At 34.5% G+C, this 22,164-nt stretch carries 23 protein-coding genes and 1 pseudogene; 16 read left to right on the top strand and 8 right to left on the bottom strand.

Annotated elements, in window-relative coordinates; translation table 11 throughout:
- The first annotated feature begins 4 nt into the window (after positions 1 to 4).
- Positions 5 to 862 carry a sulfurtransferase gene (locus tag PSA_RS17835; protein ID WP_042147161.1) on the top strand — a complete coding sequence of 286 codons (858 nt, stop codon included), beginning with the start codon at positions 5 to 7 and terminating at the stop codon, positions 860 to 862.
- Positions 859 to 1,761, top strand: a complete 903-nt coding sequence (locus PSA_RS17830) for a hypothetical protein (RefSeq protein ID WP_042147163.1) — start codon at positions 859 to 861, stop codon at positions 1,759 to 1,761. Before PSA_RS17835 ends, PSA_RS17830 begins: the two co-directional genes overlap by 4 nt.
- 286 nt (positions 1,762 to 2,047) lie before the next feature.
- On the opposite strand, the gene PSA_RS17825 is transcribed toward PSA_RS17830, so the two are convergent.
- Positions 2,048 to 2,431, bottom strand: a complete 384-nt coding sequence (locus PSA_RS17825; RefSeq protein WP_197276831.1) for a DUF5522 domain-containing protein — start codon at positions 2,429 to 2,431, stop codon at positions 2,048 to 2,050.
- Positions 2,432 to 2,520: 89 nt separating this feature from the next.
- Between PSA_RS17825 and PSA_RS17820 the strand changes: the two are divergent.
- A pseudogene (locus PSA_RS17820) lies at positions 2,521 to 3,244 on the top strand (HDOD domain-containing protein).
- A gap of 133 nt (positions 3,245 to 3,377) precedes the next feature.
- On the opposite strand, the gene PSA_RS17815 reads toward PSA_RS17820, so the two are convergent.
- A complete protein-coding gene (locus PSA_RS17815) occupies positions 3,378 to 4,838 on the bottom strand; it encodes a capsule assembly Wzi family protein (protein WP_042151715.1) in 1,461 nt (486 codons plus the stop codon).
- Entirely contained in the window at positions 4,835 to 5,317 is a 483-nt protein-coding gene (gene coaD / locus PSA_RS17810) for a pantetheine-phosphate adenylyltransferase (protein ID WP_042151717.1), read from the bottom strand. The genes PSA_RS17815 and coaD overlap by 4 nt, the downstream gene beginning before the upstream one ends.
- Before the next feature lie 161 nt (positions 5,318 to 5,478).
- Between coaD and PSA_RS17805 the strand changes: the two genes are divergently transcribed.
- A complete protein-coding gene (locus tag PSA_RS17805; RefSeq protein WP_042151720.1) occupies positions 5,479 to 6,123 on the top strand; it encodes a TetR/AcrR family transcriptional regulator in 645 nt (214 codons plus the stop codon).
- A 53-nt stretch (positions 6,124 to 6,176) separates the two neighbouring features.
- On the opposite strand, the gene PSA_RS17800 is transcribed toward PSA_RS17805, so the two are convergent.
- The gene (locus tag PSA_RS17800) at positions 6,177 to 6,728 is read right to left on the bottom strand and encodes a DUF1415 domain-containing protein (RefSeq protein WP_042151724.1); all 552 of its coding nucleotides are present in this window, start codon (positions 6,726 to 6,728) and stop codon (positions 6,177 to 6,179) included.
- Positions 6,729 to 6,743: 15 nt separating this feature from the next.
- Entirely contained in the window at positions 6,744 to 8,009 is a 1,266-nt protein-coding gene (gene waaA, locus PSA_RS17795; RefSeq protein ID WP_042151728.1) for a lipid IV(A) 3-deoxy-D-manno-octulosonic acid transferase, read from the bottom strand.
- Positions 8,010 to 8,178: 169 nt separating this feature from the next.
- Between waaA and PSA_RS17790 the strand changes: the two genes are divergently transcribed.
- A complete protein-coding gene (locus PSA_RS17790; protein WP_052380228.1) occupies positions 8,179 to 9,600 on the top strand; it encodes a capsule assembly Wzi family protein in 1,422 nt (473 codons plus the stop codon).
- 9 nt (positions 9,601 to 9,609) lie between these two features.
- Here the strand turns inward: PSA_RS17790 and PSA_RS17785 are convergent, their stop codons facing one another.
- Positions 9,610 to 10,737: a glycosyltransferase family 9 protein gene (locus PSA_RS17785; RefSeq protein WP_042151736.1), complete on the bottom strand. Its 1,128-nt coding sequence runs from the start codon at positions 10,735 to 10,737 to the stop codon at positions 9,610 to 9,612.
- A gap of 197 nt (positions 10,738 to 10,934) precedes the next feature.
- Here PSA_RS17785 and PSA_RS17780 point away from each other — a divergent pair, with 197 nt between their 5' ends.
- Positions 10,935 to 11,537 (top strand): SIS domain-containing protein, encoded by a 603-nt coding sequence (locus PSA_RS17780; protein WP_042151739.1) that lies wholly within the window; start codon positions 10,935 to 10,937, stop codon positions 11,535 to 11,537.
- Positions 11,537 to 12,979, top strand: coding sequence for a bifunctional D-glycero-beta-D-manno-heptose-7-phosphate kinase/D-glycero-beta-D-manno-heptose 1-phosphate adenylyltransferase HldE (gene hldE / locus PSA_RS17775; RefSeq protein ID WP_042151742.1), 1,443 nt, complete (start codon positions 11,537 to 11,539; stop codon positions 12,977 to 12,979). Before PSA_RS17780 ends, hldE begins: the two co-directional genes overlap by 1 nt.
- A 53-nt stretch (positions 12,980 to 13,032) precedes the next feature.
- On the opposite strand, the gene PSA_RS17770 is transcribed toward hldE, so the two are convergent.
- Positions 13,033 to 13,755, bottom strand: coding sequence for a 3-deoxy-D-manno-octulosonic acid kinase (locus PSA_RS17770; RefSeq protein ID WP_042151744.1), 723 nt, complete (start codon positions 13,753 to 13,755; stop codon positions 13,033 to 13,035).
- Positions 13,756 to 13,889: 134 nt separating this feature from the next.
- Here PSA_RS17770 and PSA_RS17765 point away from each other — a divergent pair, with 134 nt between their 5' ends.
- The 6 genes from PSA_RS17765 to glpG all read left to right on the top strand — a co-directional run bounded on the left by PSA_RS17765 (position 13,890) and on the right by glpG (position 19,177).
- Positions 13,890 to 14,963 (top strand): glycosyltransferase family 9 protein, encoded by a 1,074-nt coding sequence (locus PSA_RS17765; RefSeq protein ID WP_042151748.1) that lies wholly within the window; start codon positions 13,890 to 13,892, stop codon positions 14,961 to 14,963.
- Positions 14,963 to 15,493: a D-glycero-beta-D-manno-heptose 1,7-bisphosphate 7-phosphatase gene (gene gmhB, locus PSA_RS17760; protein ID WP_042151751.1), complete on the top strand. Its 531-nt coding sequence runs from the start codon at positions 14,963 to 14,965 to the stop codon at positions 15,491 to 15,493. Before PSA_RS17765 ends, gmhB begins: the two co-directional genes overlap by 1 nt.
- 162 nt (positions 15,494 to 15,655) lie before the next feature.
- Positions 15,656 to 16,852 carry a glycine C-acetyltransferase gene (locus tag PSA_RS17755; protein ID WP_042151754.1) on the top strand — a complete coding sequence of 399 codons (1,197 nt, stop codon included), beginning with the start codon at positions 15,656 to 15,658 and terminating at the stop codon, positions 16,850 to 16,852.
- Positions 16,853 to 16,854: 2 nt separating this feature from the next.
- Positions 16,855 to 17,880, top strand: coding sequence for an L-threonine 3-dehydrogenase (gene tdh, locus PSA_RS17750; protein WP_042151757.1), 1,026 nt, complete (start codon positions 16,855 to 16,857; stop codon positions 17,878 to 17,880).
- Positions 17,881 to 17,971: 91 nt separating this feature from the next.
- Positions 17,972 to 18,292, top strand: a complete 321-nt coding sequence (gene glpE / locus PSA_RS17745) for a thiosulfate sulfurtransferase GlpE (protein ID WP_042151760.1) — start codon at positions 17,972 to 17,974, stop codon at positions 18,290 to 18,292.
- A gap of 72 nt (positions 18,293 to 18,364) precedes the next feature.
- On the top strand, positions 18,365 to 19,177 hold the full coding sequence (glpG, locus tag PSA_RS17740) for a rhomboid family intramembrane serine protease GlpG (protein ID WP_042151763.1): 813 nt from the start codon (positions 18,365 to 18,367) through the stop codon (positions 19,175 to 19,177).
- A 53-nt stretch (positions 19,178 to 19,230) separates the two neighbouring features.
- Here glpG and PSA_RS17735 read toward each other — a convergent pair whose 3' ends face one another.
- The gene (locus PSA_RS17735) at positions 19,231 to 19,626 is read right to left on the bottom strand and encodes a flagellar basal body-associated protein FliL (RefSeq protein ID WP_042151765.1); all 396 of its coding nucleotides are present in this window, start codon (positions 19,624 to 19,626) and stop codon (positions 19,231 to 19,233) included.
- Between the two features lie 182 nt (positions 19,627 to 19,808).
- Here PSA_RS17735 and PSA_RS17730 point away from each other — a divergent pair, with 182 nt between their 5' ends.
- From PSA_RS17730 to PSA_RS17720, 3 genes are read left to right on the top strand one after another with little or no spacing between them, the layout of a single operon-like run.
- A complete protein-coding gene (locus tag PSA_RS17730; RefSeq protein WP_042151842.1) occupies positions 19,809 to 20,360 on the top strand; it encodes a chorismate lyase in 552 nt (183 codons plus the stop codon).
- A gap of 21 nt (positions 20,361 to 20,381) precedes the next feature.
- A complete protein-coding gene (ubiA, locus tag PSA_RS17725) occupies positions 20,382 to 21,248 on the top strand; it encodes a 4-hydroxybenzoate octaprenyltransferase (RefSeq protein WP_042151768.1) in 867 nt (288 codons plus the stop codon).
- Positions 21,249 to 21,257: 9 nt separating this feature from the next.
- Entirely contained in the window at positions 21,258 to 22,163 is a 906-nt protein-coding gene (locus PSA_RS17720; protein WP_042151769.1) for a hydrogen peroxide-inducible genes activator, read from the top strand.
- Position 22,164 lies beyond the last annotated feature (1 nt).

The raw sequence follows: 22,164 nt of genomic DNA, 5'->3' as shown, positions 1-22,164 counted from the left end.
TAGTATGCAGCTATCAGGTCCTTTAGTTACAACTGATTGGTTAAATGACAATATTAATCATAAACAACTTATTATTTTTGATGCCAGTATGGCGGAAGCTGGATCTAAAGCAGCATATAAAGCAGAAACAATAATACAAGGTGCACGACGTTTTGACTTTAGTAAAGAGGTATGTGATTTAGATTCGCCTATTTCGAATACGATGCCAAGCGAAGACAAATTTCAGAGTTTGATGCGTGAGTTTGGCATAAATAATGATAGCTGCATTATTGTTTACGATGAAAAAGGCATATATAGCAGTGCGAGAGCATGGTGGATGTTTAGAGCTATGGGTTTGGTTAATGTTGCTGTATTAGATGGCGGTTTACCTGATTGGCTAACAAAAGGTTATCCTATCACTGAGTCTTATCAGAAAGTTAAAAATTCAGGTGATTTTATAGCTTGTTATAATCCTGATACTTTTGTAGATCAAAATGCTGTACTGACCCAGCTAGATAACCAATCTTCCCTTGTTTTGGATGCAAGAGGAAAAAAGCGCTTTTTAGGTGACGGAGAAGAGCCAAGAGCGGGAATGAGAGCTGGTCATATTCCAAACGCAAGAAGTTTGCCTTATTCGGATATTGTAAAAAATGGCTTTATGCTTGATAAAGATGCTTTGCAAACTGTGTTTCATAAAAGATTGGCGGCGAATGTAGATGCACTTATTTTTAGTTGTGGTTCTGGGGTTACTGCATGCATTTTAGCACTGGGTGCACACATTGTAGGTTATGAAAACTTAGCTGTTTATGATGGTTCTTGGAGCGAGTGGGGCGCAAGCTCAGAATTACCAATAGAATTGGGTAAAGGGTTAGATATTAAATGATAAAAAAAACAGTTATCAGCATAACTATTTTAGCCTCAATTTTAATGTTTTTATTAATAGGCGGTTTAACTTATCAGCTTTACAGTAAAAAAGTTGTGACCTTGGCTCCTGAGTTAAAAGAAATTTCAGGTATTGAAATGGATAAAGCTGAGAACTTTTGGGCGATAAATGATGGCGGAAATGGGGCGAAATTACACCAAATACAAAAAGATGGTTCTATAAAAAAAACCATTACTATCACCAATGCTAAAAATTTAGATTGGGAAGATATGACTCAAGATGATTTTGGCCATTTTTTTATTGGTGATTTTGGCAATAATGAAAATATGCGTCAATGGCTAACTATTTATAAGATAGAAAATCCGATAGATATCAAAGGAAATACAACTGAAGCTGAAATTATAAAATTCACCTATCCAGAACAAGTTAATTACCCACCAAAGGAATCTGAAAAAAACTTTGATTTAGAAGCGTTTGTTTTTTATAAAAAACAGCTGTATTTATTTTCTAAAAATAGAACAGAACCTTTTGATGGTGATACTAATTTATATAAAATTGGCGATCACGCTGATAATTATCAGGCGCGCTATATCAGTAATTTTAATACTTGTACCACACATGAAAAGTTATGTTGGATCACCTCAGCAGCTTTGAGCCCAGATCGGAGTAAGCTAGTATTATTAGATTCTGAGCGGCTTTGGTTATTCGAAAACTGGACAGGGGATGATTTTTTCTCGGGAGATGCTTACAAAATTAATTTAGGTATAGTGACACAAAAAGAAGCTGTCACATTTTCTGATAATAATACTGTAATTTTTACCGATGAAGAGTTTAAAGGGATAGGACGAAATGCCTATATGATTAAATTAGATGAAGTGGATAAGCAGACAATAAATTAGTTATTAATGGCTCATAAATAAAGAGCAAGATAAAAAACCTGAATCTCAGGAAGGGGTTGTTCTTATACCTAGGAAATTCCTCTTGAAAGCTACTATCTATAAGGCCTGTATAAATTTCTTCATAGATGATTTATAGTCCTAATTAATAGATTGAACGAAAGTTGTGTGTGCAAAAGCAGTCAGTAGAAAAAAAAGACTCAGAGTAATAGTACTGCAACAAAGATAAGTAACTAATAGAATTGATGTCAGCGTGAGGAGTTAACCACCCCTCATTATACTTGTTAAATTATTTATGCGTGATCTTGCCTTGTTTGTCATAAGGACAATGTCTGCATCCATTAGCACAACACTTCCCTCGCTTTAAATGATGCCAAGCACTAAATACATAAAGGCCATTTTCTATAGTGTAATCAATATGTTCAATTAAATTTGTTTTTTTTCTATATGGTTTGGCTATTTCAATTAATAGGTCTAAATTTTTAGTATGGTAAAGAGTGTGTATTTGTTTATTTATTTTCTTAGCGAGGCACTCTTTACATAAGCACTGCGTATTAATTTGATTTGTTTCAAGAGATACGATATTTGGCAGTTCCATGCACCAGCATGAAGAGGCGCTTAAATCTGATTGGCAGCTTAAAGAGGCTTGGCATTCAGCACAAGTTTGATTCATAAGAATTAATAATATACAGCGTGTTTTGAATCATGATATCACTTTAGTGATTGAAGATTATTGAAAAATTTAAAAAAGGATTATTTTACATGATAGATATTGATGCTCAGGTACTTTCTGATTTGTCTCATGGATTTAATTTACCGCCTAAACCAGAAATATTACAACAACTTCAAGATGAATTAGCATTAGAGTCTCCAGAGCTTAATCAAGTGGCTGAAATAATATCTGATGATATAGCTACTTCAGCAGCTGTGCTGAAAGTGATTAATTCACCATTATATGGTTTGGCTAGAACGGTGACAGATATAAAGCCAGCTGTGATGTTTTTAGGTCTCGATAGCATCACAACTTTGGTTACTAGTGTTTAATCAAGCAAGCTTTTAAGCAAGATAAGTGTTGTATCTCATTAGAGCGCTTTTGGGGCTCGGCTTCAGATATCGCTACAGCTGCAACCCTGATAGGGACAAAAATAAAAAGTAAGGTACCAACTGAAAACTTACATATGATAGGTTTATTTCATGATGCTGGGATCCCAGCTATGGCGATGAATTATGATGATTATATTAATGTATTAGCGGAATCGAATCGTGATTATCATGATTATTTAAAACAAATTGATGAAGGTGCTGATCAGTTAACTTTTTCGGCATTAAAAACGGCAAAAAACCTAGTACATGTAAATAAACGTTTTATTGCTTCACCTGATTGGCCCTATATTAAGATGAAGTATTGGACGCATTGAATCTTGATGAAGATGACTATCAAGATATAAAAGACGATGCTGAAGAGTTGTTTTTAGGCGGAGCATAAAAACAGCTTTGCCTTAGACCACAATGAGTACTTATATTGTTTTAAATACACAATATGTGAGTGGACTAATTAACAATTAACCCACTTAATAATTCCAGATAGTGCTCTTCATGAAGGTGTGCTGAGGATTATTTTAAAAACGATATTCCCAACTTGCCTGAAAGGATGTTTTAGTATCTTGATTATCTGCAACTTCTTCATCTAACTTAAATACAGAGCCTGATACTTTTAATAATCCATTAAACAAACCTTGTTGATATCCTAAATCTAGTTGTATACGAGTAGACTCTTCTTGTTTTGCATTGGTTGGTTGAGATGTTTGTTTTATATGACGTAACTTAGCAAAAGCCGCTGTACCACTTGTTTTATGGGCGTTAATACCTAAGGTATAACTCTTAGCTTGCATACCAATGCTGGCACCAATATTTTGATTGTAATGTTGGTATCCAGTATCGAAATTTAAATGTTCATAACTACAATGTAATGACGAGTCATTATTAATTTCGTCTTTTTGTGTACAAGTAGAAACTGTATCTGAGTATTCTAAGTAAGTTTTAATAACTTTATTATTTAAACCTAAATATGCTTCAAGACCAGCTGTAAACATTTTATCTTCAGGTAGCAGACTACTTTTTTTATTACCGGCTAATTCGCCATAAAAAGCAAAGCTTTGGCCTAGTGCTGCACGGCTATATTTGAAGTCAATTGAAGTTAATTGGTTGTATTCATTTATACCTGTATGTTCATCAATTTTATTATGGCCTAATAAGATATTAGATAAATCATCCATATCTGAGCCATTAAACTGTGCGGTTTGACTCAATGCTACTTCTAACCCTTTTAAAGGCATTGAACTAAATCGCATACCGTAAAAATGGTTTTCAGTTTTGGGCTTATCTAAAGTTTTAGGCTGTTTTTGTTGTGAGATTAAAGTAGTTATATTCCAAGGACCAATGAATGATAACCAACTTGGTCCATAATAATCAGTATTTAATCGTGAGACTCTGATCCCAGGCATAGGCGTTGCGTTATTTGATAATAATAGGGCGTTATCATTGGCTGGGCCCCACCAATGAGTTACTTGTTCAGCACTGATACTCCAGTTACCCAGTAATATAGCTAAGTAGCTATCATCGTAACTTAACTTTTTATTGTTATTGGCATCAGTAGCATATTGCACGCTTACTTTTGCGGTAACATTATCACCCATTAAAATGCTATAGCCTTGAATAGCTGACTCTTCTTGGTAACGTTCGCCAAAGCTTTGTAATGTATTTGGCTCGCTATTCATTTTTATTTTTATACCAGAAAGCGCCTGTTTTTTTGCAAATTTTAAAGCATATTGAATATGGGTATAAGCAAATAAAGCATTGTTAGGGACTTCAGCGATATTTAATTTATTGATATCTTGAGCGATACCTTGCCACATTAAAGGGTAGGTATTCACTGGTCGATTAATTAAGCCCTGGCTTACCAATAACTCAATCGCATTTCTAAGATATACATCATCAGTGCCAATCCAAGGTTCTGCTTTAACAGCCTGATTTAAACCTAAAGTGCCTAATATTATTAGGCTTAGCTTTGTAAATTTCATCCTTGTAACTTTTCCTGTAAAGCTTGTGCAACAAGAGGATGAACAAATTGAGAAACATCTCCTTTATGAATGGCAACTTCTTTTACAAGTGTTGATGAAATAAATGAGTTTTCTTCAGAGGGTGTTAAAAATACACTTTCAAGATCTGGGTTTAATCTGCGATTCATATTTGCTAGCTGAAATTCATATTCAAAGTCAGATACTGCACGTAACCCGCGAACTAAAATATTTGCATCTTGCTCTACAGCTAGGTCAGCTAATAGACCTGAAAAACCAATAACTTCAACATTATCTAAATGAGATAAAATATCTTTTGTTAGTTGCACGCGATGATCCAATTCAAAAAAAGGTTTTTTATTTGGATTAAAGGCGATAGCAACAATGACTTTATCAAACATTTTTGCAGCGCGTTCAACCAAATCCGTATGCCCATTGGTAATTGGATCAAAGGTGCCTGGGTAGATAGCTTTAACTTTCATGTCGCTTTAAATAACCTTATGAAAATATCTTGTAAACTCTTTAAGCTGAGTACATTGTTAATTGTTTGATAGTTTATCAGTAATTATCATGAATATCAGCCTTTAAAGGAGCACCTGTTTTGTTATATACTTTTGTTATAAATGGATGTCTGGAAAGCTGAATGAGTACTAAAAATAAAATAATACAAACAAGTATCGCTTTGTTTAATGAACATGGTGAACGTGCAATTAGTACAAATCATATTGCTGCAGAATTGGGGATCAGCCCAGGTAATTTGTATTATCACTTTAAAAATAAAGAAGATATATTACAGCATATTTTTGCATTATATCGCGAACATTTAGAAACTAATTTTCCAATTGTGAATGAAAATGAAGATGTTGTTTCACAAATGGTTAATTACCTAGATTCAATTTTTGAATTGATGTGGCAGTATCATTTCTTTTACGATAATTTAGCTGATATTTTATCTCGTGATGAAACATTAAAAGTAAATTATCTTGCTTTACAAGATAAGTTATTGCTGCAAGCACAAAGTGTTATTACTGGATTAAAACATTTTAATATCATTGATATAGATGATGAAGATATTATTGATTTAGCACATATGGTTAAATTAACAGTTAGTTTTTGGACGCCATATGTAGAAACACAAAGACCTGAAGGTAAGCTGGTTTTATCTGATATTTATACTGGTGTTTTAAAAGTACTGTTTTTATTTAAGCCCTATAGTACAGATAATGGTCGTGATAAAATTGCAGCTCTGCAAAATAAATACCGTGCAATGATCCTTGATTCTGAATAATATTAATTAGAATCAGAAATAGCTCTACTAAAATTTGAGTAGAGCTATTTTAGCTATCTATTTTTATGACAGTTTTCTAATAGTTGTTGCCAAAAATCAATACCTTTTCTACGGGCTAGTTGAATATTATTTTCAGGTATCGAGTCTGGGTCATCATAGCTTTCTAATGCTTGTGCCATGCTTGCTTCTCTGATTATATGTAGAGTGGGAAAGGGGGCTCTATTGGTGTAGTTAGCCGCATCAGATTCATCCGAATCCGCAAATACATAGTCAGGATGAAAGTTGGCAAGCTGATATTGGCCTTCAAAACCTTGTGCGACTAACATGGCATTGGCTAAATCAACCAAATCTAAAAACGCGTCAAAATCTTTAAATCCTTTTTCTAGTATTAATAACGTAGTTTCAATATTTGGATTTTGGTTAAGGTGAATACATTGCTCTATCATTTCTAATACAGCATCTTCAATATTTAAAGTATCGCATACATGATAATGAATACTGTTGTTTTCTACTTCTTTACGTGCAAATGGACAAAAGTTGTATTTAACAATGACATTGGCAACCCAAGATTTCATTTCTGTCGTAGCGTTACTACTTTGTGGCATATCTTTTCTCAGTAATTAGTTCAAATTTTTTACGATAATATTAATGGTTTTTTTGATCGCGCCTTGGTTTTTGTCAACGAATAATGCACCTTGCTGCCCTATATTGTTGCGATAAGATTCATCATTGAATATTTGCAGTAGTTTAGAGAGTATTTGCTCACTAGAATTAACCTTTAAACACCCTTTTGCTTCAATTAGCTCTGGATAAACATGTAAAAAATTAAATATATGTGGTCCGGTTATAACAGGGATGCCATATGCTGAAGCCTCAAGAGGGTTGTGTCCGCCGCGCTCTATTAAACTCCCCCCAATGAAGGCGCATTGCGCTGCACCATATAAAATACTCAGTTCACCCATCGTATCCCCAAGTAATACTTGAGCACGACTTTGATTTGATAATGATGATTTACGTTCAAATGTTAATTTGGCATCTGTAATTAAAGTAGCTACTTTATCAAATTGTTCAGGATGTCTGGGTACTAAAATTAATAATGCATCTGGGTGGGACTTTAATAAATTCTGATGTGTGTTTAGCAATAGTTCATCCTCTCCTGGATGAGTTGAACCTGCAATCCAAATAGGTTGTTTATCGATTAGTTTTTGTTTGATGTTTGATACTTGATCTAATGTATTTTTGTTTATTGTAATATCAAATTTGATTGAACCTGTGGTAATCACTTTATCTCTATCTAATCCTAACTTAATGAAACGAGATGCATCAGCTTCATCATGGGCAGCTAATCGTGTAATGCCTTGCATAATTGATTTACTCAATGGTGCTACTTTTTTATAACCCGCTAGAGATTTTTCAGATAAGCGAGCATTAAGCAAAAGTACGGGGATATTATTTTTTTTACTAATCGTAATTAAATTAGGCCAAAGTTCAGTCTCTAATATGCAAATTATTTTTGGTTGCAGGGCTTTTATGAAACGGTTAACCGCGCCAGGAAAATCTAATGGTAAATACACATGTTCGACAGTATCTAAAAAACTGCGTTTAATTTGCTCCGTGCCTGTTGGTGTATTGCAGGTAATCACAATTGGGTTAGTCGGGTGCGTTAATTGTAGTTTTTTTATTAAAGGTGTGGCAGCAACAACCTCACCAACAGAAGCACAATGAAATACAATTGCATGTTTTTTTATACTGTGTGATTTAACAAAACCAAACCTTTCGTGCCAACGCTTACGATAATCCGGTGATTTTTTACCTCTGAGCCATAAGTGAAGTATAATAAGCGGGCTTAATAAATATAAGATAATAGAATAAAAAAAACGTGCCATAAATGAAATCTTAAATAAAAGGCTTATAGAGAAAAGCTATTTTAGCGCGAACTTGTATATATCAAAACCACTTTTACTTACATTTTTACACAGCTGCTTTGTATTAAGCCTTTTTAAGATCTGTTACTATTTACGCGCCGATTTTCTTTACTAAAAATTAATCAATACTATGAAATTAAAAACCTTATCTTCTTTAGTTTTTGCTTTGTGTACTTTTGGTACTCAAGCAAAACCAACAGCATATTTGCCGATTGCAATGGATGCGCAATTAGAGCAACAAATTGACCGTTTGTTTGCTTTAACGACGGGCTCACCTATGAGTAAACCTTATGCATTACGTGAAATTGATATTGCTTTAAGGCAGTTAAAAAGAATAGATAATCGATTGTATGACTCAGTACGCATTAAATTAAAGCGATACCGTGGTAGTGATGATATAAGCCGTACAGGTATAAAGTTTACGCTAAGTAATGACAAAGACATGTCTGTAGCCAATCAAAGAGGTTTAACTTCTGATGAGTGGGGGCAAGGTTTTTTTGAAGGCATTTGGCGCCCAAGTGACTCAACTTTATTACAAGTCGGTTTAGATTATCGAATAAATAGTAGTGAAATAGTTAACTACAATACATTTTTTAGTATTGCCGGTGATAATTTACAGTTAGATATGGGTTATAAAGAACATTGGTTTTCACCTTTTAAAATGTCATCGCAATTAATTTCAACCAATGCGGAAACATCACCTTCAGTATCGTTAAGTTTTGCTGAGCCTTTAAAAAATTGGTGGAATTTTGATTTCGAATTGTATTACTCACAATTAGAAAAAGTGGAAGATGGCATTCTTTATCAAGATGAATGGCATGATGGTCGCCCAAGGCTAGCTGGTACGCATATCAGTATAGAGCCAATGGATGGTTGGAAATTAGGTTTTAACCGTTTGATGCAATTTGGTGGCGGGCCCAGAGAAGTTAGTTTTAGTGATGTGATGAAGGCTTACTTTGATCCCGCTAGCAATGATAATAATAGTGAAGACTTAGGTAAAGATGATGAACTTGGCGACCAATTAGCCTCTGTCACAAGTTTATTTGCTTTTAACTGGGGCATGCCTGCTGAGCTTTATTTTGAATATGGTGGTGAAGATACCCAAGGTGGCAGTAATTATAGTTTTGGTAATCAAGTGTATTCTGTAGGTGTGCATTTACCAAAATTGACAAATAATATAGCTTTACGCTATGAATTTAATGATTGGAAAACTAAGTGGTATACCAATCATTTGTATAAATTTGGTAATACAAATAATGGCAATGTATATGGTCACTTTGCTGCTGATCAAAGAGATGATGGTGATGGTGTCCCAGCACAAGTTCACGCACTAAGTATTGATTATTTTTCTGATACACAATCATTGTGGCAAACAAAATTGGTTGTGATTAATAATGAAAGTGAAGATGTTGACAAGTATGTTAAAGGCATGGAAATTCAAGTTTTAAATAGCCGTGATTGGCAAGGTAAAAGAGTAGAAACTCAGTTTACTTACGGTAAAGATGTCTATGATGAAAAGTATAGTTACTTATCTGTTTCTTATTTTTGGTAGTATTTTACTTTATATACTTGGCTCAGTTAAAATTTCTTTCTGGGCCAAGTCTTCAAATGAATCAATAATTTGATTTGGACTAATCATATCAACTCTGCCCTTACCAAATAAAACAGTACCTTTACCTAAAGGACGCCAGTGGCGAGCGGATTCTCGTATTAATGCTATTTGAGGTGTACCAACACTTGCTGCTAAATGCATGATGGCTGTTTCAACTGAAATGACATAATCACAGCATTTGATCATAGCTGGTAATTCATAAAAATGACCTGTTGCACTAAATGTTTTAATTGGCAGTTTACTTAGTTGTGCATCATCATTTATTAGCTTGTCAATATTTTCAAGTTGTGAAGGTGGGCTATTGATTATAAAACTTAATTTATTATTTAAGGTAGATAATTTAGTGAGTAACTCTTTTACTTGAGCCCATTGATAGTCACGCTTATGGGTAGTTGATAAGTGATTTATAAAAACAGTTTGTGTATCAACTAAATTATATTCACTTTTAAGTTTACTAAGCGTATATTGCGCTGAAAGTAAATATTTCTTTTCCGGAATTATCTTTAATGCTCTTTTATTTTCAGCAACGTCTAAGCCAATCAGTTTTTGAAAACGTGTTTGGTAAAGGTCTGTAATATGATTATGATTTGTTTGCTGTTCTGAATTTTCAAAATAAAAATTATTAAGGGCTTTAAAGTACCACCAACTTTTAAATGGGCTTTTTAATGGTGCGCTTTTTATGCCGGTTATGAACGCTTCTTTAGATATTTCTCTGGCAATTTGGGCGTAACTTTCTGAGCGTGTCGTTGCTATAAAAAATATCACGTCATAATTTTGTATCTGTGCTTTTTTTATAAACTCAATTCGTTCATTTTGTGTTTTAACGATAGGGTAAATTTGATTGATGTAACTTTCAGAATTTAGCCATTGGCATAAAGTTTTATTTCTATCTGCGTGCCAAGCTTTTGGTTTAGCCCTATTATCATCAATCCAAATATCTAATTCAACATGTGGATTTTGTTCTTTAAATGCTTTTAAAAAAGCGCCTTGATATACAAAGTCCCCGATAGCTAAATGTGTCATATATAAAATACGCTTAGCTTGCTTTAATTGTGCTTTGGAAATGAGCTGGGACAAGTGAATTGTAACCTTTGTAATTCAGAGTTTAATTTAAAGTGTAAAGATATCATTGATAGGGAAAAAAATCCTAGTTTGAGTTGGTTTTTATCTCCTTTTCAATTAATTATTGCTAGTTACTCGAAATATAATTGAAAATTATGGATAATAAGCATCAAATATAATGGTTTCATTATGAAAAAATAAAGGATACTCCTATGAGCTCTCAAAATTGTGTTTCGAATAGCTACTTAAAAAGCTTAGAACGACATCGTAAAGCATTCGACACTATGGAGGCTTATCAAGAGCAAGCATTAGCGCTTTTAGCACAATGCAAAAAAACACTAACAAATGGCGGTAAGGTCATTTGGTTCGGTAATGGTGGTAGTGCGGCAGATTCACAACATTTAGCAGCAGAGTTTATGGTGCGTTATAAAAAAGAACGCGCGCCTCTAGCCTCAATCGCTTTAACAACAGATACCTCAATTTTAACAGCGCACTCTAATGACTACCATTTTGACTCTGTATTTGAGCGTCAAATTTTAGGTTTATGCAGATCTGATGATTTGGTGATAGGCCTGACAACGTCAGGCACAAGCAAAAATATTAACTTAGCGCTTGCTGCGGCAAATAGCATTGGTGCATATACAGTTGCTTTGACAGGCCGTGATGGTGGTGAAGTTAAAAACATCGCAAAATTACCAATTATTATTGAAAATGATGAAACTGCAAGAATTCAAGAAGCACATATGTTTATAGGTCATTGGTTATGTGAAGCACTTGATTTGATTTGTGATGAAATAACAGAGAGTAAAACTTAATGGATTTATCATTTTTAAAGAATTTATCACAGGCTAAGGTATTAGTTGTTGGTGATGTGATGGTAGATCGATACTGGTATGGCGATACTGGGCGAATTTCTCCTGAAGCGCCAGTACCTGTTGTAAAAGTGAATAAACTTGAAGATAAAGCCGGCGGTGCTGCAAACGTAGCTAAAAATATTGCGCACTTAGATGGTCAAGTGAGTTTATTGGGTATTATTGGTGATGATGAATATGGTCGTACTTTAAATAGCTTATTAACTGATGAAAATATAGCGTCACAATTAGTTGTTCAAAAAGATCACCCAACAATAGCTAAAATGCGTATTATCAGTCGTCACCAACAAGTTGTTAGACTTGATTTAGAAGATAATTTCACTCAACAACATAGCCAATTATTATTAGATAAACTTAATAATATAATCAATGAATATGATTTCGTCGTATTTTCAGATTACAACAAAGGTTCATTGAGTTTAATTAAAGAAATGATAACGGTTGCTAAAAATGCTGGTAAAACAGTTTTAGTTGATCCTAAATCTAAAGATTTAAGCCAATACGCGGGTGCAGATTTTATAACACCTAACTTAACAGAATACTCAGCTGCTGGTGGTCAAGTTGGTTCAGAAGAGATCATTGCTGATTCTGCCCGTGAAATCATTAAGACTGCGAAAATTGGCGCTATGTTGCTTACACGTTCAGAGCAGGGCATGTCTTTAATTACAAAAGATGAAAAACATGACTTTGCTGCACAAGTTCTCGAAGTATCAGATGTAACAGGTGCAGGCGATACAGTAATCGCAACTTTATCAGTGATGCTAGCTGCAGGTATGCCCGCAAAAAATTCAGTTGAAGTTGCTAATTTAGCTGCGGGAATTGTTGTGGGTAAATTAGGTGCTGGCACTGTTTCTCCTGAAGAGTTAGGCCATAAGTTAAGTCAGTATCTAGTAGAAACTGGCGAGCATTACCAAGCGCCATTTGATGATGTTTTACAGCATATTGAATTTGCACGTCAAAATGGTGAAACGATTGTTTTCACAAATGGTTGTTTTGATATTTTACATGCGGGTCATGTGCGTTATTTAGCGCAAGCTAAAGCCAAAGGCGACCGTTTAGTAGTGGGTTTAAATAATGATGAATCAATTGCTAGATTAAAAGGTCCTGAGCGTCCGATTAACCCATTAGAAGAACGTGCTATGGTGATTTCAGCTCTCGGCTCTGTTGATTGGGTGATCCCGTTTGGTAAATTAGAAAATAACGATACACCAGCTAAGCTTATAGAGCAGGTTAAACCTGATATTTTGATTAAAGGTGGCGATTATACCGTTGATCAAATAGCGGGTGCAGACTTTGTTTTAGCGAATGGCGGCAAAGTTGAAGTACTTGAGTTTTTAAATGGCTGCTCAACTTCAAATGTGATTAAAAAAATTCAAAAGTTTTAATTTAATAACTATTTAAAGCTGAGTGATAAGGTGCATGGTATAATTTAACAAAATTAAGCCATGCATTTTTTATATATTTTGTGTAATTCCATCCAATCTTTATCTTGCCAATAAAAATGCTTATTTCTACTTTTCTCTTTTTCAAAAGAGCGTTGTAATCGTGAGATATTACTTTTCTGCCAGCTAAGTTTAGGCTCTCTTAATTCACCTCTATCAAAATCAATTAAAAAAACCTCTCCTTGATCATCAAATAAAATATTATTGATATTCAGATCTGCATGATATACACCTGATTGATGAAATGTAGCAATGCACTGTGCAACCTGTGTGTTTTCGTGTTTTGTTAGTTCTCGTTGTTTTAATATATCAAGTACACTTTGTGCACCACTTATTGCTGAAGTAATAATATCACCACGGTAAACCAATCCGTTTTTAGTAACTTGAGCTGCAATAGGTTCTGGCACATTTAAACCTTTTTGTTTAAGTTGAGTTAACAATTCAAACTCTTGAAAAACACGCGTTTTTTCTAAACCTAAATAGAAATACTGATCTTGTAAAAGTTTGCCAATTAAACCCCCACGCCAATAATGGCGTAATACACCTTTAATATTGTTGTGGTAAAAAAACCAAACACTTGCTCGTCCTTTTTTTTGAGCATAAATTTTATCTTGTTCATGCCAGTACTCAGATCTGAACCAGTCATTTGATAAATCACTTGTGTTAAATTGCCAGCTGAGTAAATACTGATTGTTGTTTTTTTGTATTTGGGTATTCATTTAAAAGGGTATGCAATGCAAGATATTACTAGTTTACCGCTGTTGTAGGTAGATGGAAACTTGGTTTGTTGCATTAAGTCATTTAAAATCTCAGTATTCGTATTTTTGCTGTGCTCTTAATTTAAAGGTGAATTGTGGTTCAAACCAATCAGTATCAAGATATATGTATTCTTAGGTTATCTGCTATTGGCGATGTATGTCATGCAGTTTCGGCTGTTCAAGCAATTCAGCGACATAATCCAAAAGCACAAATTACTTGGGTTTTAGGTAAAATCGAAGCGATGTTATTAGCTGATTTACCTGGTATTAAATTTGTTATTTTTGATAAGAAGCAAGGTAAAGTCGCTTATAAAAAGCTGAAATCTGAATTTAAAGGCAAAAAGTTTGATGTTTTATTACATATGCAAGTGGCACTAAGAGCTAATATTGCAGCGGCTTATATTCCTGCAAAAGTAAAAATGGGTTTTGATTGGTCTAGATGTAAAGAGGGCCATGCTATTTTTACCAATAAACGCATTGAGGCACAATCGGAGCCTCATGTTTTAGATGGTTTTCAAGGCTTTACTAAAGCGATTGGCGTGCCGCATTATGAACCGAGTTGGCAAATGCCATATAGTGAGAATGATTTAGCTTTTGCTAATAAAACATTAGGAGATTTTGACTCGCTAAATAAAAAAATATTTGTGATATCAGCTGCTGCCAGTAAAAAAGAAAGAAACTGGTTGCCTGAACGATACGCTGCTTTGGCACAACATGCGTATAAAAAAGGTTTTAAAGTTGTACTAACGGGTGGCCCTGTTGATATGGAAAAAGCGCTTGCCAGTGATATTCAAAGTCATTGTGATTTTGACATATTAAATTTAGTGGGCAAAACCAACTTAAAACAATTGTTATGTATTTTAAAACAAGCTGATTTAGTGCTGGCACCAGATACTGGCCCTGCACATATGGCTGTTACTGTGAATACGCCAGTGATAGGTTTATATGCGCACTCAAACCCTAAGCGCACAGGTCCTTATAACTATCAAGACTATGCTGTTGAAGTTTATCATAAAAACTTAAAAGCACAGTTTGGTAAACCAGCTCAACAATTACCTTGGGGTAAGCGCTGTAAAGGTAAAGAATTGATGTCTCAAATTCAAATAAAAGATGTTGTAGAAATGTTTGATCGCATTGTAAGTGAAAAAGACATCCTGGAGTCTGTATAATGAATAAAGCAGTATTTTTGGATAGGGATGGGGTGATTAACCACGACCATGCCTATGTATCTAAAATTGAAGATTTTGAATTTATTGATGGTGTTTTTGATGCGTGTCAGCAGTTTATAAAACAAGGCTTTATGATCATAGTTGTGACAAATCAGTCAGGTATTGGTCGAGGCTACTATTCAGAACAAGATTTTAATGTACTAACAGATTGGATGAAGTCTGAATTTAACAAACACCAAATACCGATTACAGAAGTCTATTTTTGTCCACACCATCCTAAAAATGCCTTGCCTGAGTACTTAAAAGAATGTGATTGCAGGAAACCTATGCCAGGCATGCTAAATCAAGCTATTGAGCGGTTTGATATAGATGTTAGCCAAAGCATTATGGTGGGTGATAAAATATCAGACCTTCAAGCTGCGCAAGCCGCTGGAATTAAGACTAAAATATTAGTTAAATCTGGAAAGGCTGTTACAAATGAAGGTAAAGAGATTGCTGATGAAGTATGGCAAAGCTTATCTATTAGATAAATCATAAATAATTTTAATATATTACATTGATCTTACTCATATCAATAGAGAGTGCATTTAACAGGCTAAACTTTTAAACTAGGTCAAATTTATTATTAAAACATTTAATTTGCATAAAGTATGCAATTTAGTCAATCATTCGTTCAAATTTTGGAGAAACAGATGAGAGCATCTGCATTTTATGATCAGTTAAAGCAACAAATCGAACAAGTAAAACTTGATGGTTTGTATAAAAATGAGCGTATTATTACTTCTCAACAGCAAGCGCAGATCACTGTAAGTTCTGATGAACAGGTTATTAACTTTTGTGCGAATAACTACTTAGGTTTAGCAAATCATCCTGATTTAATTGCAGCAGCGCAGCAAGGTTTAGATCAGCATGGTTTTGGTGTTGCTTCTGTGCGTTTTATTTGTGGTACCCAAGATATACATAAAACACTAGAGCAAAAAATAAGTAACTTCTTAAAAACAGAAGATACAATTTTATATTCTTCATGTTTTGATGCAAATACGGGTTTATTTGAAACTTTATTAGGCCCAGAAGATGCGATAATTTCAGATGCTTTAAACCATGCCTCTATCATTGATGGTGTGCGTTTATGTAAAGCAAAGCGTTTCCGTTACGCAAATAACGATATGGCTGCATTAGAAGAGCAGTTAATTGCTGCTGATGCTGCGGGTGCAAAAACTAAATTAATCGCAACAGATGGCGTATTCTCAATGGATGGTGTGATTTGTAATTTAGCTGCTGTGTGCGATTTAGCTGATAAATATGATGCATTAGTTATGGTAGATGATTCTCATGCTGTTGGTTTTGTTGGCGAAAATGGCTGTGGTACAGCTGAGTACTGTGGCGTAATGGATCGTGTTGATATTGTTACAGGTACTTTGGGTAAAGCACTTGGTGGTGCTTCAGGTGGTTATACTGCAGCAACGGCTGAAATTGTAGAGTGGTTACGTCAGCGTTCTCGTCCTTACTTATTTTCAAACTCATTAGCACCATCAATCGTAAATGCATCAATTAAAGTATTAGATATGTTAGCTGATGGCGGCGAACTTCGTGCAACACTGTGGGATAACGTTGCTTACTTCCGTGAGCAAATGGAAGCTGCTGGCTTTACATGCGGCGGTAAAGATCACGCTATTATCCCTGTTATGCTAGGTGATGCAAAATTAGCTTCAGATATGGCTGATAAATTACTAGCTGAAGGCATTTATGTAACTGGCTTTTCATTCCCAGTAGTGCCAAAAGGTCAGGCACGTATTCGTACACAAATATCTGCTGCACATACTAAAGAACAACTAGATAAAGCTATTTCTGCCTTTACTCGCATCGGTAAAGAGATGGGAGTGATCTAATAATGAAAGCATTATCAAAGTTAAAGGCTGAACCTGGGATTTGGATGACAGATGTACCAAAACCTGAAGTTGGCCATAATGATTTATTAATTAAAATACGTAAAACTGCAATTTGTGGTACTGACGTACATATTTATAAATGGGATGAGTGGTCACAAAATACCATTCCAGTACCTATGGTTGTAGGTCATGAGTATGTTGGTGAAGTAGTAGATATGGGTCAAGAAGTTCGTGGCTTTACTGTTGGCGATCGTGTATCTGGTGAAGGTCATATTACATGTGGTCATTGTCGTAACTGTCGTGCAGGTCGTGTACATTTATGTCGTAATACTACTGGTGTTGGTGTTAACCGCGAAGGTGCTTTTGCTGAATATTTAGTGATCCCTGCTTTTAATGCTTTTAAAATTCCAAGTAATATCTCAGATGAGCTAGCTGCAATATTTGACCCATTTGGCAATGCCGTTCATACCGCGCTTTCTTTTGATTTAGTGGGTGAAGATGTATTAATTACTGGTGCTGGTCCAATTGGTATTATGGCGGCTGCGGTTGCTAAACATGTTGGTGCTCGCCATGTTGTGATCACTGATGTAAATGAATATAGACTTGAGCTAGCGCGTAAAATGGGTGCAACTCGGGCTGTTAATGTTGCAACTGAAAAGCTTGAAGATGTGATGGCTGAGCTTGATATGACTGAAGGCTTTGATGTAGGCCTTGAAATGTCAGGTGTACCATCAGCTTTTAACTCTATGCTTAATAACATGAACCATGGCGGTAAAATTGCCATGTTAGGTATTCCTCCTTCAGATATGGCTGTTGATTGGAACCAAGTGATTTTTAAGGGCTTAGTGATCAAAGGTATCTATGGTCGTGAAATGTTTGAAACTTGGTACAAAATGGCCAGCTTAATTCAATCTGGTTTAGACTTAAATCCAATTCTTACCCATGAATTCCATATCAATGACTTCCAAGAAGGCTTTGATACTATGATCTCTGGACAATCAGGCAAAGTGATCCTTAATTGGGATTAGTCTTAAGTCGATAGAAAGTATAAAATGATAGCGCAAATTTATTTGCGCTTTTTTATTCGCAAAGTAAATATAAAACAGTTAAAGGTAAATCATGACATTTAAAGCAATTGATTGTGCACAATTAAAAGAACGTTTATCGGAAGATAATTTAGTGATCGCAGATATTAGAGATGTTAACTCGTTTAATGAAGCGCATATTCCAAATTCAATAAATGTTTCAAATGAAAATATTGCACAATTTATGATGGAACGTGATTTTGAACAACCAATTATAGTGGTTTGCTATCATGGAATAAGCTCTCAAGGTGCTGCGAACTATCTAATAGGTCAAGATTTTGAAGATGTATATAGCTTAGTGGGTGGTTTTACTGATTGGGCATCTAAGTTCCCTGGTGATGTCGCTAAGGCTTAAAATTCTTAATATGGATGAGCTCTTTAGTTTTTAAAGATGCTATAAAAGCAACGCAAACTTAAGGTAAGGGTTATGATTTTATTAGCTCAGCTAGATAATATTAGAGCTGCTCAAGGTTTTATTGATTACTTAAAAATGCAAAATATTGATGCGCAACTGGTAAAAGGGCAGGAAAAAAAAGCAGCGATATTAGTGAGTGAAGACGTTTATGAGCAGGCTCATCAATTATGGTTAGAGTTTGATGATGATCCGAATCAAGATAAGTATCTTGCAGCATCATGGGATGCAGGAGTGTCGAATGCGCCATTTCAATACACAGGGTCTTCACTTAATATAAAGCAGCGCTTTAATGCGCTGAGTTGGTTTAATCAAAGTATTACGGTTACTTCGATTGTTATTTATATGGCCTTTATGTTTGGCGGTTTTGAGACTTTATTTACTCTATTACAGTTTCAACCATATAATCCAATAAATTGGATCACACCTGCGATAATTCACTTCTCTGCAATTCATATTATTTTTAATTTAATGTGGTGGATGCAATTAGGTGATCAAATTGAAAAATCTTTAGAAAAATCACAGTTACTAATTATATTTTTAGTCAGTGCGATAGTCAGTAATTGGGCGCAATACTTATTAGTAGGTCCTAATTTTGGTGGATTATCAGGTGTTGTATATGCACTGTTAGGATTTTGTTGGATTTATGGCTGGCTTAAACCGAGCGCAGGCATTGTTATCGCAAAGCCGATTGTTGGTTTTATGCTAGTTTGGATGTTACTGGGTTTTGCTGATGTTTTATTTGTGGGTATGGCTAATTGGGCACATTTATTTGGTTTATTAACCGGTATGCTTTTTGCTTTTTTGAAGGCAAAAATAAATAGCTAACTTTTAATAAGCATAGGGGAGAGCTATTTTATTATAACTCTCTCTAAGAATACCTAGTTATATATGTACTTGGTAAAAAGCACGTCACGAATGATTTCTTGTCCCGTTTCAACTTTTAATAGTTCCTTAATTGCTTCAGCACATTTTTTTCTAATTTCTTCTCGGCCAACCAATGACTTTACTTTATCTTCAGGTTCTTTACTTAAGATCTCTACAATCGCATCTCGTAATAAAGGCGTATGATGTTCAACTATTTCTAGGTTGCTTATATCTAGCAACATAAGTTCAACTGTCACACGAACAAAGCCTAATTTTTTATTAGAAGTACCAATATAATTTGTTGTTATATCTGGCTCAAACCCATAATAACCTAAGTTTGAGGCAGCAGAACTTGTAAAGCTGATTAGGGAAAATGTGATAGCACACAGTAACAAAGCCAAAGGACGCATTAAGTACTCTCTATAAATTTTGATTATTATTAATATATTTAATTAAATAGCTACAATACAATAACTTTTATAAATTATAACAAACTCTGGAAAATAATCTCATAGCTTTATCTATTTTATTCATATCAAATATGGATAAATTATTTTATGATCTCATGTCTTATTTTTTTGGTTGTTGTATCGTGCTCGATTACCCCCTAACACTTGATAATAATTGGTTTGATTCTGTTATTGATGAATTAAATGAAACTGAAATAAACTGGTTGTTTGAAACAAGCTCTCTGACTGCCAGGCTAAAACAAAATAGCCAATATTTTGAAGTTAAAGTATTAAGTGAAATTGTTCAGAAATTAACTTTAGAACAAGCAGATATACTTAAAGTAGATATCCAGAGCGCATTATTTCGTGAAGTGATTTTATACTGTGATAATAAACCACAAGTGTATGCACAAAGTTGGATTCCATTGGATGAACAGCAATTATCAAATCATAACTTAGGGACTTTAGGAACAAAACCTTTAGGAGAGCAGATATTTAAAGATCCTTCCATTAATCGAGATATCATAGAAATAGCAAAGTTTAATGCAATGCATCCAATCGCAAATGTCGCTAAAATGCTAGATCTCGGTGAGCTTAATAATTGGGGAAGGCGAAGTGTTTTATCTTTAGCATCGCAAAAATTATTAGTTTGTGAAATATTTTTGCCGGGCTCTTTTCTTGAAACTAAAACTTAATTTTTAAAAAATAGAATAATCATGATGAAATGGCATTTACAGTTAAGAAACTGGAAATATTATAAACAATTAATGAGAACCGATAAGCCAATCGGTTCTTTATTATTACTTTGGCCAACTTATTGGGCTTTATGGTTGGCAAGTGATGGTATACCCGATTGGTTGCATTTAGTTGTATTTAGCTTGGGTGTTTTTATTATGCGAAGTGCAGGTTGTGTGATCAATGACTTTGCTGATCGTAAAGTTGATGGTCATGTCGAACGTACTAAAATGCGCCCGTTAGCATCAGGAAAGGTGACTTCAGCAGAGGCAATACAGTTATTTATCGTTTTAATATTAGCTGCATTTTCTATTGTTTTATTATTGAGTTGGCAAACTGTCTTATTATCTTTTGGTGGTTTAGCGCTCGCTTTTTGCTATCCGTTTATGAAACGGTTTACCCATTTGCCTCAAGTGATATTAGGAGCTGCTTTTAGTTGGTCTATTCCTATGGCTTACATGGCTGTGCTTGGACATATTCCTATGCAAGCTTGGGTTTTATATTTAGCAAACCTATGTTGGACTGTTGCCTATGACACTATGTATGGCATGGTGGACAAAAATGATGATGTGAAAATAGGTATAAAATCTACTGCTATTTTATTTGGTCGGTTCGATAAGTTCATTATAGGGTTATTACAATTCGTCACGCTGTTTTTATCAGTTTATATCGCTCTAGAATATAAATTATCTGAACTGTTTTATCTCTGCTTGATGTTAGCAAGTGGCCTATTTATGTATCAACAATGGCTAATTAAAAATAGAGAACCTAGTTTATGCTTTAAGGCATTTTTAAATAATCACCATGTTGGATTTATTATTTTCATTGGTATCGCGATATCTTTATAAGGGTTAAATTTGAATAATTTACCAAGTATTAAACAATTACAATACCTTTTAGCTGTACATCAACAGCAGCATTTTGGTCGAGCAGCGCAAGCATGTTTTATTGGCCAATCAACGCTAAGTAGCGCAATTCAAAACCTTGAAGAAAACTTAGGTTGTCAACTTATTGAAAGAGAAAATCGCAGCTTAATGTTCACTCCAATCGGTGAAGAAGTTGTCGAGCGCGCTAAAAAAATCATAGATGATACCATTAGTGTAAAAGAGCTTACTAAAAGTTTTTTAACGCCTTTATCGGGTAAATTAACATTAGGTTTAATTCCAACGATAGCTAGCTTTATTGCTGCTGATTTGTATCATTTTTGTCAAACGGAGTTTCCAGATTTAGAATTAATTTTAATCGAAGATACGAGTGATAATTTGCTCGATAAATTAGAAAAAGGACAGGTAGATTTAACAATTTTAGCTTTGCCTTATGATACTAATAAGTTTCATATCAAAATTTTAGCACAAGATAAGTTTAATTTAGTGATGCACCAAGATTTTGACGCACCAAGCAAGGTAATCGATTTTAATTTATTGCCTAAATCGAGTGTCTTTTTATTGGCACGAGAGCATTGTATGACAGAACATGCTTTAAGTGCCTGCCATTTAAGTGAAAGCCAGTGTATTAACCCATTTGTAGCCACTAATGTACATACTTTACTAAGCATGGTTGAAAATAAGTTAGGCGTGACTTTTTTACCGCAAATGGCAATTAATGCTGGTATTCTAGAGCATAAAAACATGCGTTATATGCCTGCACAAGATGATGCCTATCGTGAGATAGGGCTACTGTGGCGAAAAACTACAGGTAGGATCCGTGATTTTAGACTGTTCAGTGATAAAGTTGCACCATTTATCAAAGATAAATGTCTTTAAA

It is taken from the genome of Pseudoalteromonas sp. '520P1 No. 423' (assembly GCF_001269985.1).
GTDB lineage: Bacteria > Pseudomonadota > Gammaproteobacteria > Enterobacterales > Alteromonadaceae > Pseudoalteromonas.
The sequence above is the reverse complement of the archived record's forward strand: the minus strand, read 5'-3'. Positions and strand labels throughout refer to the sequence as shown.

Bases quoted from the DNA above. Each gene is read 5' to 3' on its own strand.
- PSA_RS17800 (WP_042151724.1), bottom strand. From the start codon at position 6,728: ATGCCACAAAGTAGTAACGCTACGACAGAAATGAAATCTTGGGTTGCC.
- PSA_RS17815 (WP_042151715.1), bottom strand. From the start codon at position 4,838: ATGAAATTTACAAAGCTAAGCCTAATAATATTAGGCACTTTAGGTTTA.
- waaA (WP_042151728.1), bottom strand. From the start codon at position 8,009: ATGGCACGTTTTTTTTATTCTATTATCTTATATTTATTAAGCCCGCTT.
- tdh (WP_042151757.1), top strand. From the start codon at position 16,855: ATGAAAGCATTATCAAAGTTAAAGGCTGAACCTGGGATTTGGATGACA.
- glpE (WP_042151760.1), top strand. From the start codon at position 17,972: ATGACATTTAAAGCAATTGATTGTGCACAATTAAAAGAACGTTTATCG.
- hldE (WP_042151742.1), top strand. From the start codon at position 11,537: ATGGATTTATCATTTTTAAAGAATTTATCACAGGCTAAGGTATTAGTT.
- glpG (WP_042151763.1), top strand. From the start codon at position 18,365: ATGATTTTATTAGCTCAGCTAGATAATATTAGAGCTGCTCAAGGTTTT.
- PSA_RS17735 (WP_042151765.1), bottom strand. From the start codon at position 19,626: ATGCGTCCTTTGGCTTTGTTACTGTGTGCTATCACATTTTCCCTAATC.
- PSA_RS17755 (WP_042151754.1), top strand. From the start codon at position 15,656: ATGAGAGCATCTGCATTTTATGATCAGTTAAAGCAACAAATCGAACAA.
- PSA_RS17805 (WP_042151720.1), top strand. From the start codon at position 5,479: ATGAGTACTAAAAATAAAATAATACAAACAAGTATCGCTTTGTTTAAT.
- PSA_RS17825 (WP_197276831.1), bottom strand. From the start codon at position 2,431: ATGAATCAAACTTGTGCTGAATGCCAAGCCTCTTTAAGCTGCCAATCA.
- gmhB (WP_042151751.1), top strand. From the start codon at position 14,963: ATGAATAAAGCAGTATTTTTGGATAGGGATGGGGTGATTAACCACGAC.
- coaD (WP_042151717.1), bottom strand. From the start codon at position 5,317: ATGAAAGTTAAAGCTATCTACCCAGGCACCTTTGATCCAATTACCAAT.
- PSA_RS17835 (WP_042147161.1), top strand. From the start codon at position 5: ATGCAGCTATCAGGTCCTTTAGTTACAACTGATTGGTTAAATGACAAT.
- PSA_RS17780 (WP_042151739.1), top strand. From the start codon at position 10,935: ATGAGCTCTCAAAATTGTGTTTCGAATAGCTACTTAAAAAGCTTAGAA.
- PSA_RS17770 (WP_042151744.1), bottom strand. From the start codon at position 13,755: ATGAATACCCAAATACAAAAAAACAACAATCAGTATTTACTCAGCTGG.
- ubiA (WP_042151768.1), top strand. From the start codon at position 20,382: ATGATGAAATGGCATTTACAGTTAAGAAACTGGAAATATTATAAACAA.
- PSA_RS17830 (WP_042147163.1), top strand. From the start codon at position 859: ATGATAAAAAAAACAGTTATCAGCATAACTATTTTAGCCTCAATTTTA.
- PSA_RS17790 (WP_052380228.1), top strand. From the start codon at position 8,179: ATGAAATTAAAAACCTTATCTTCTTTAGTTTTTGCTTTGTGTACTTTT.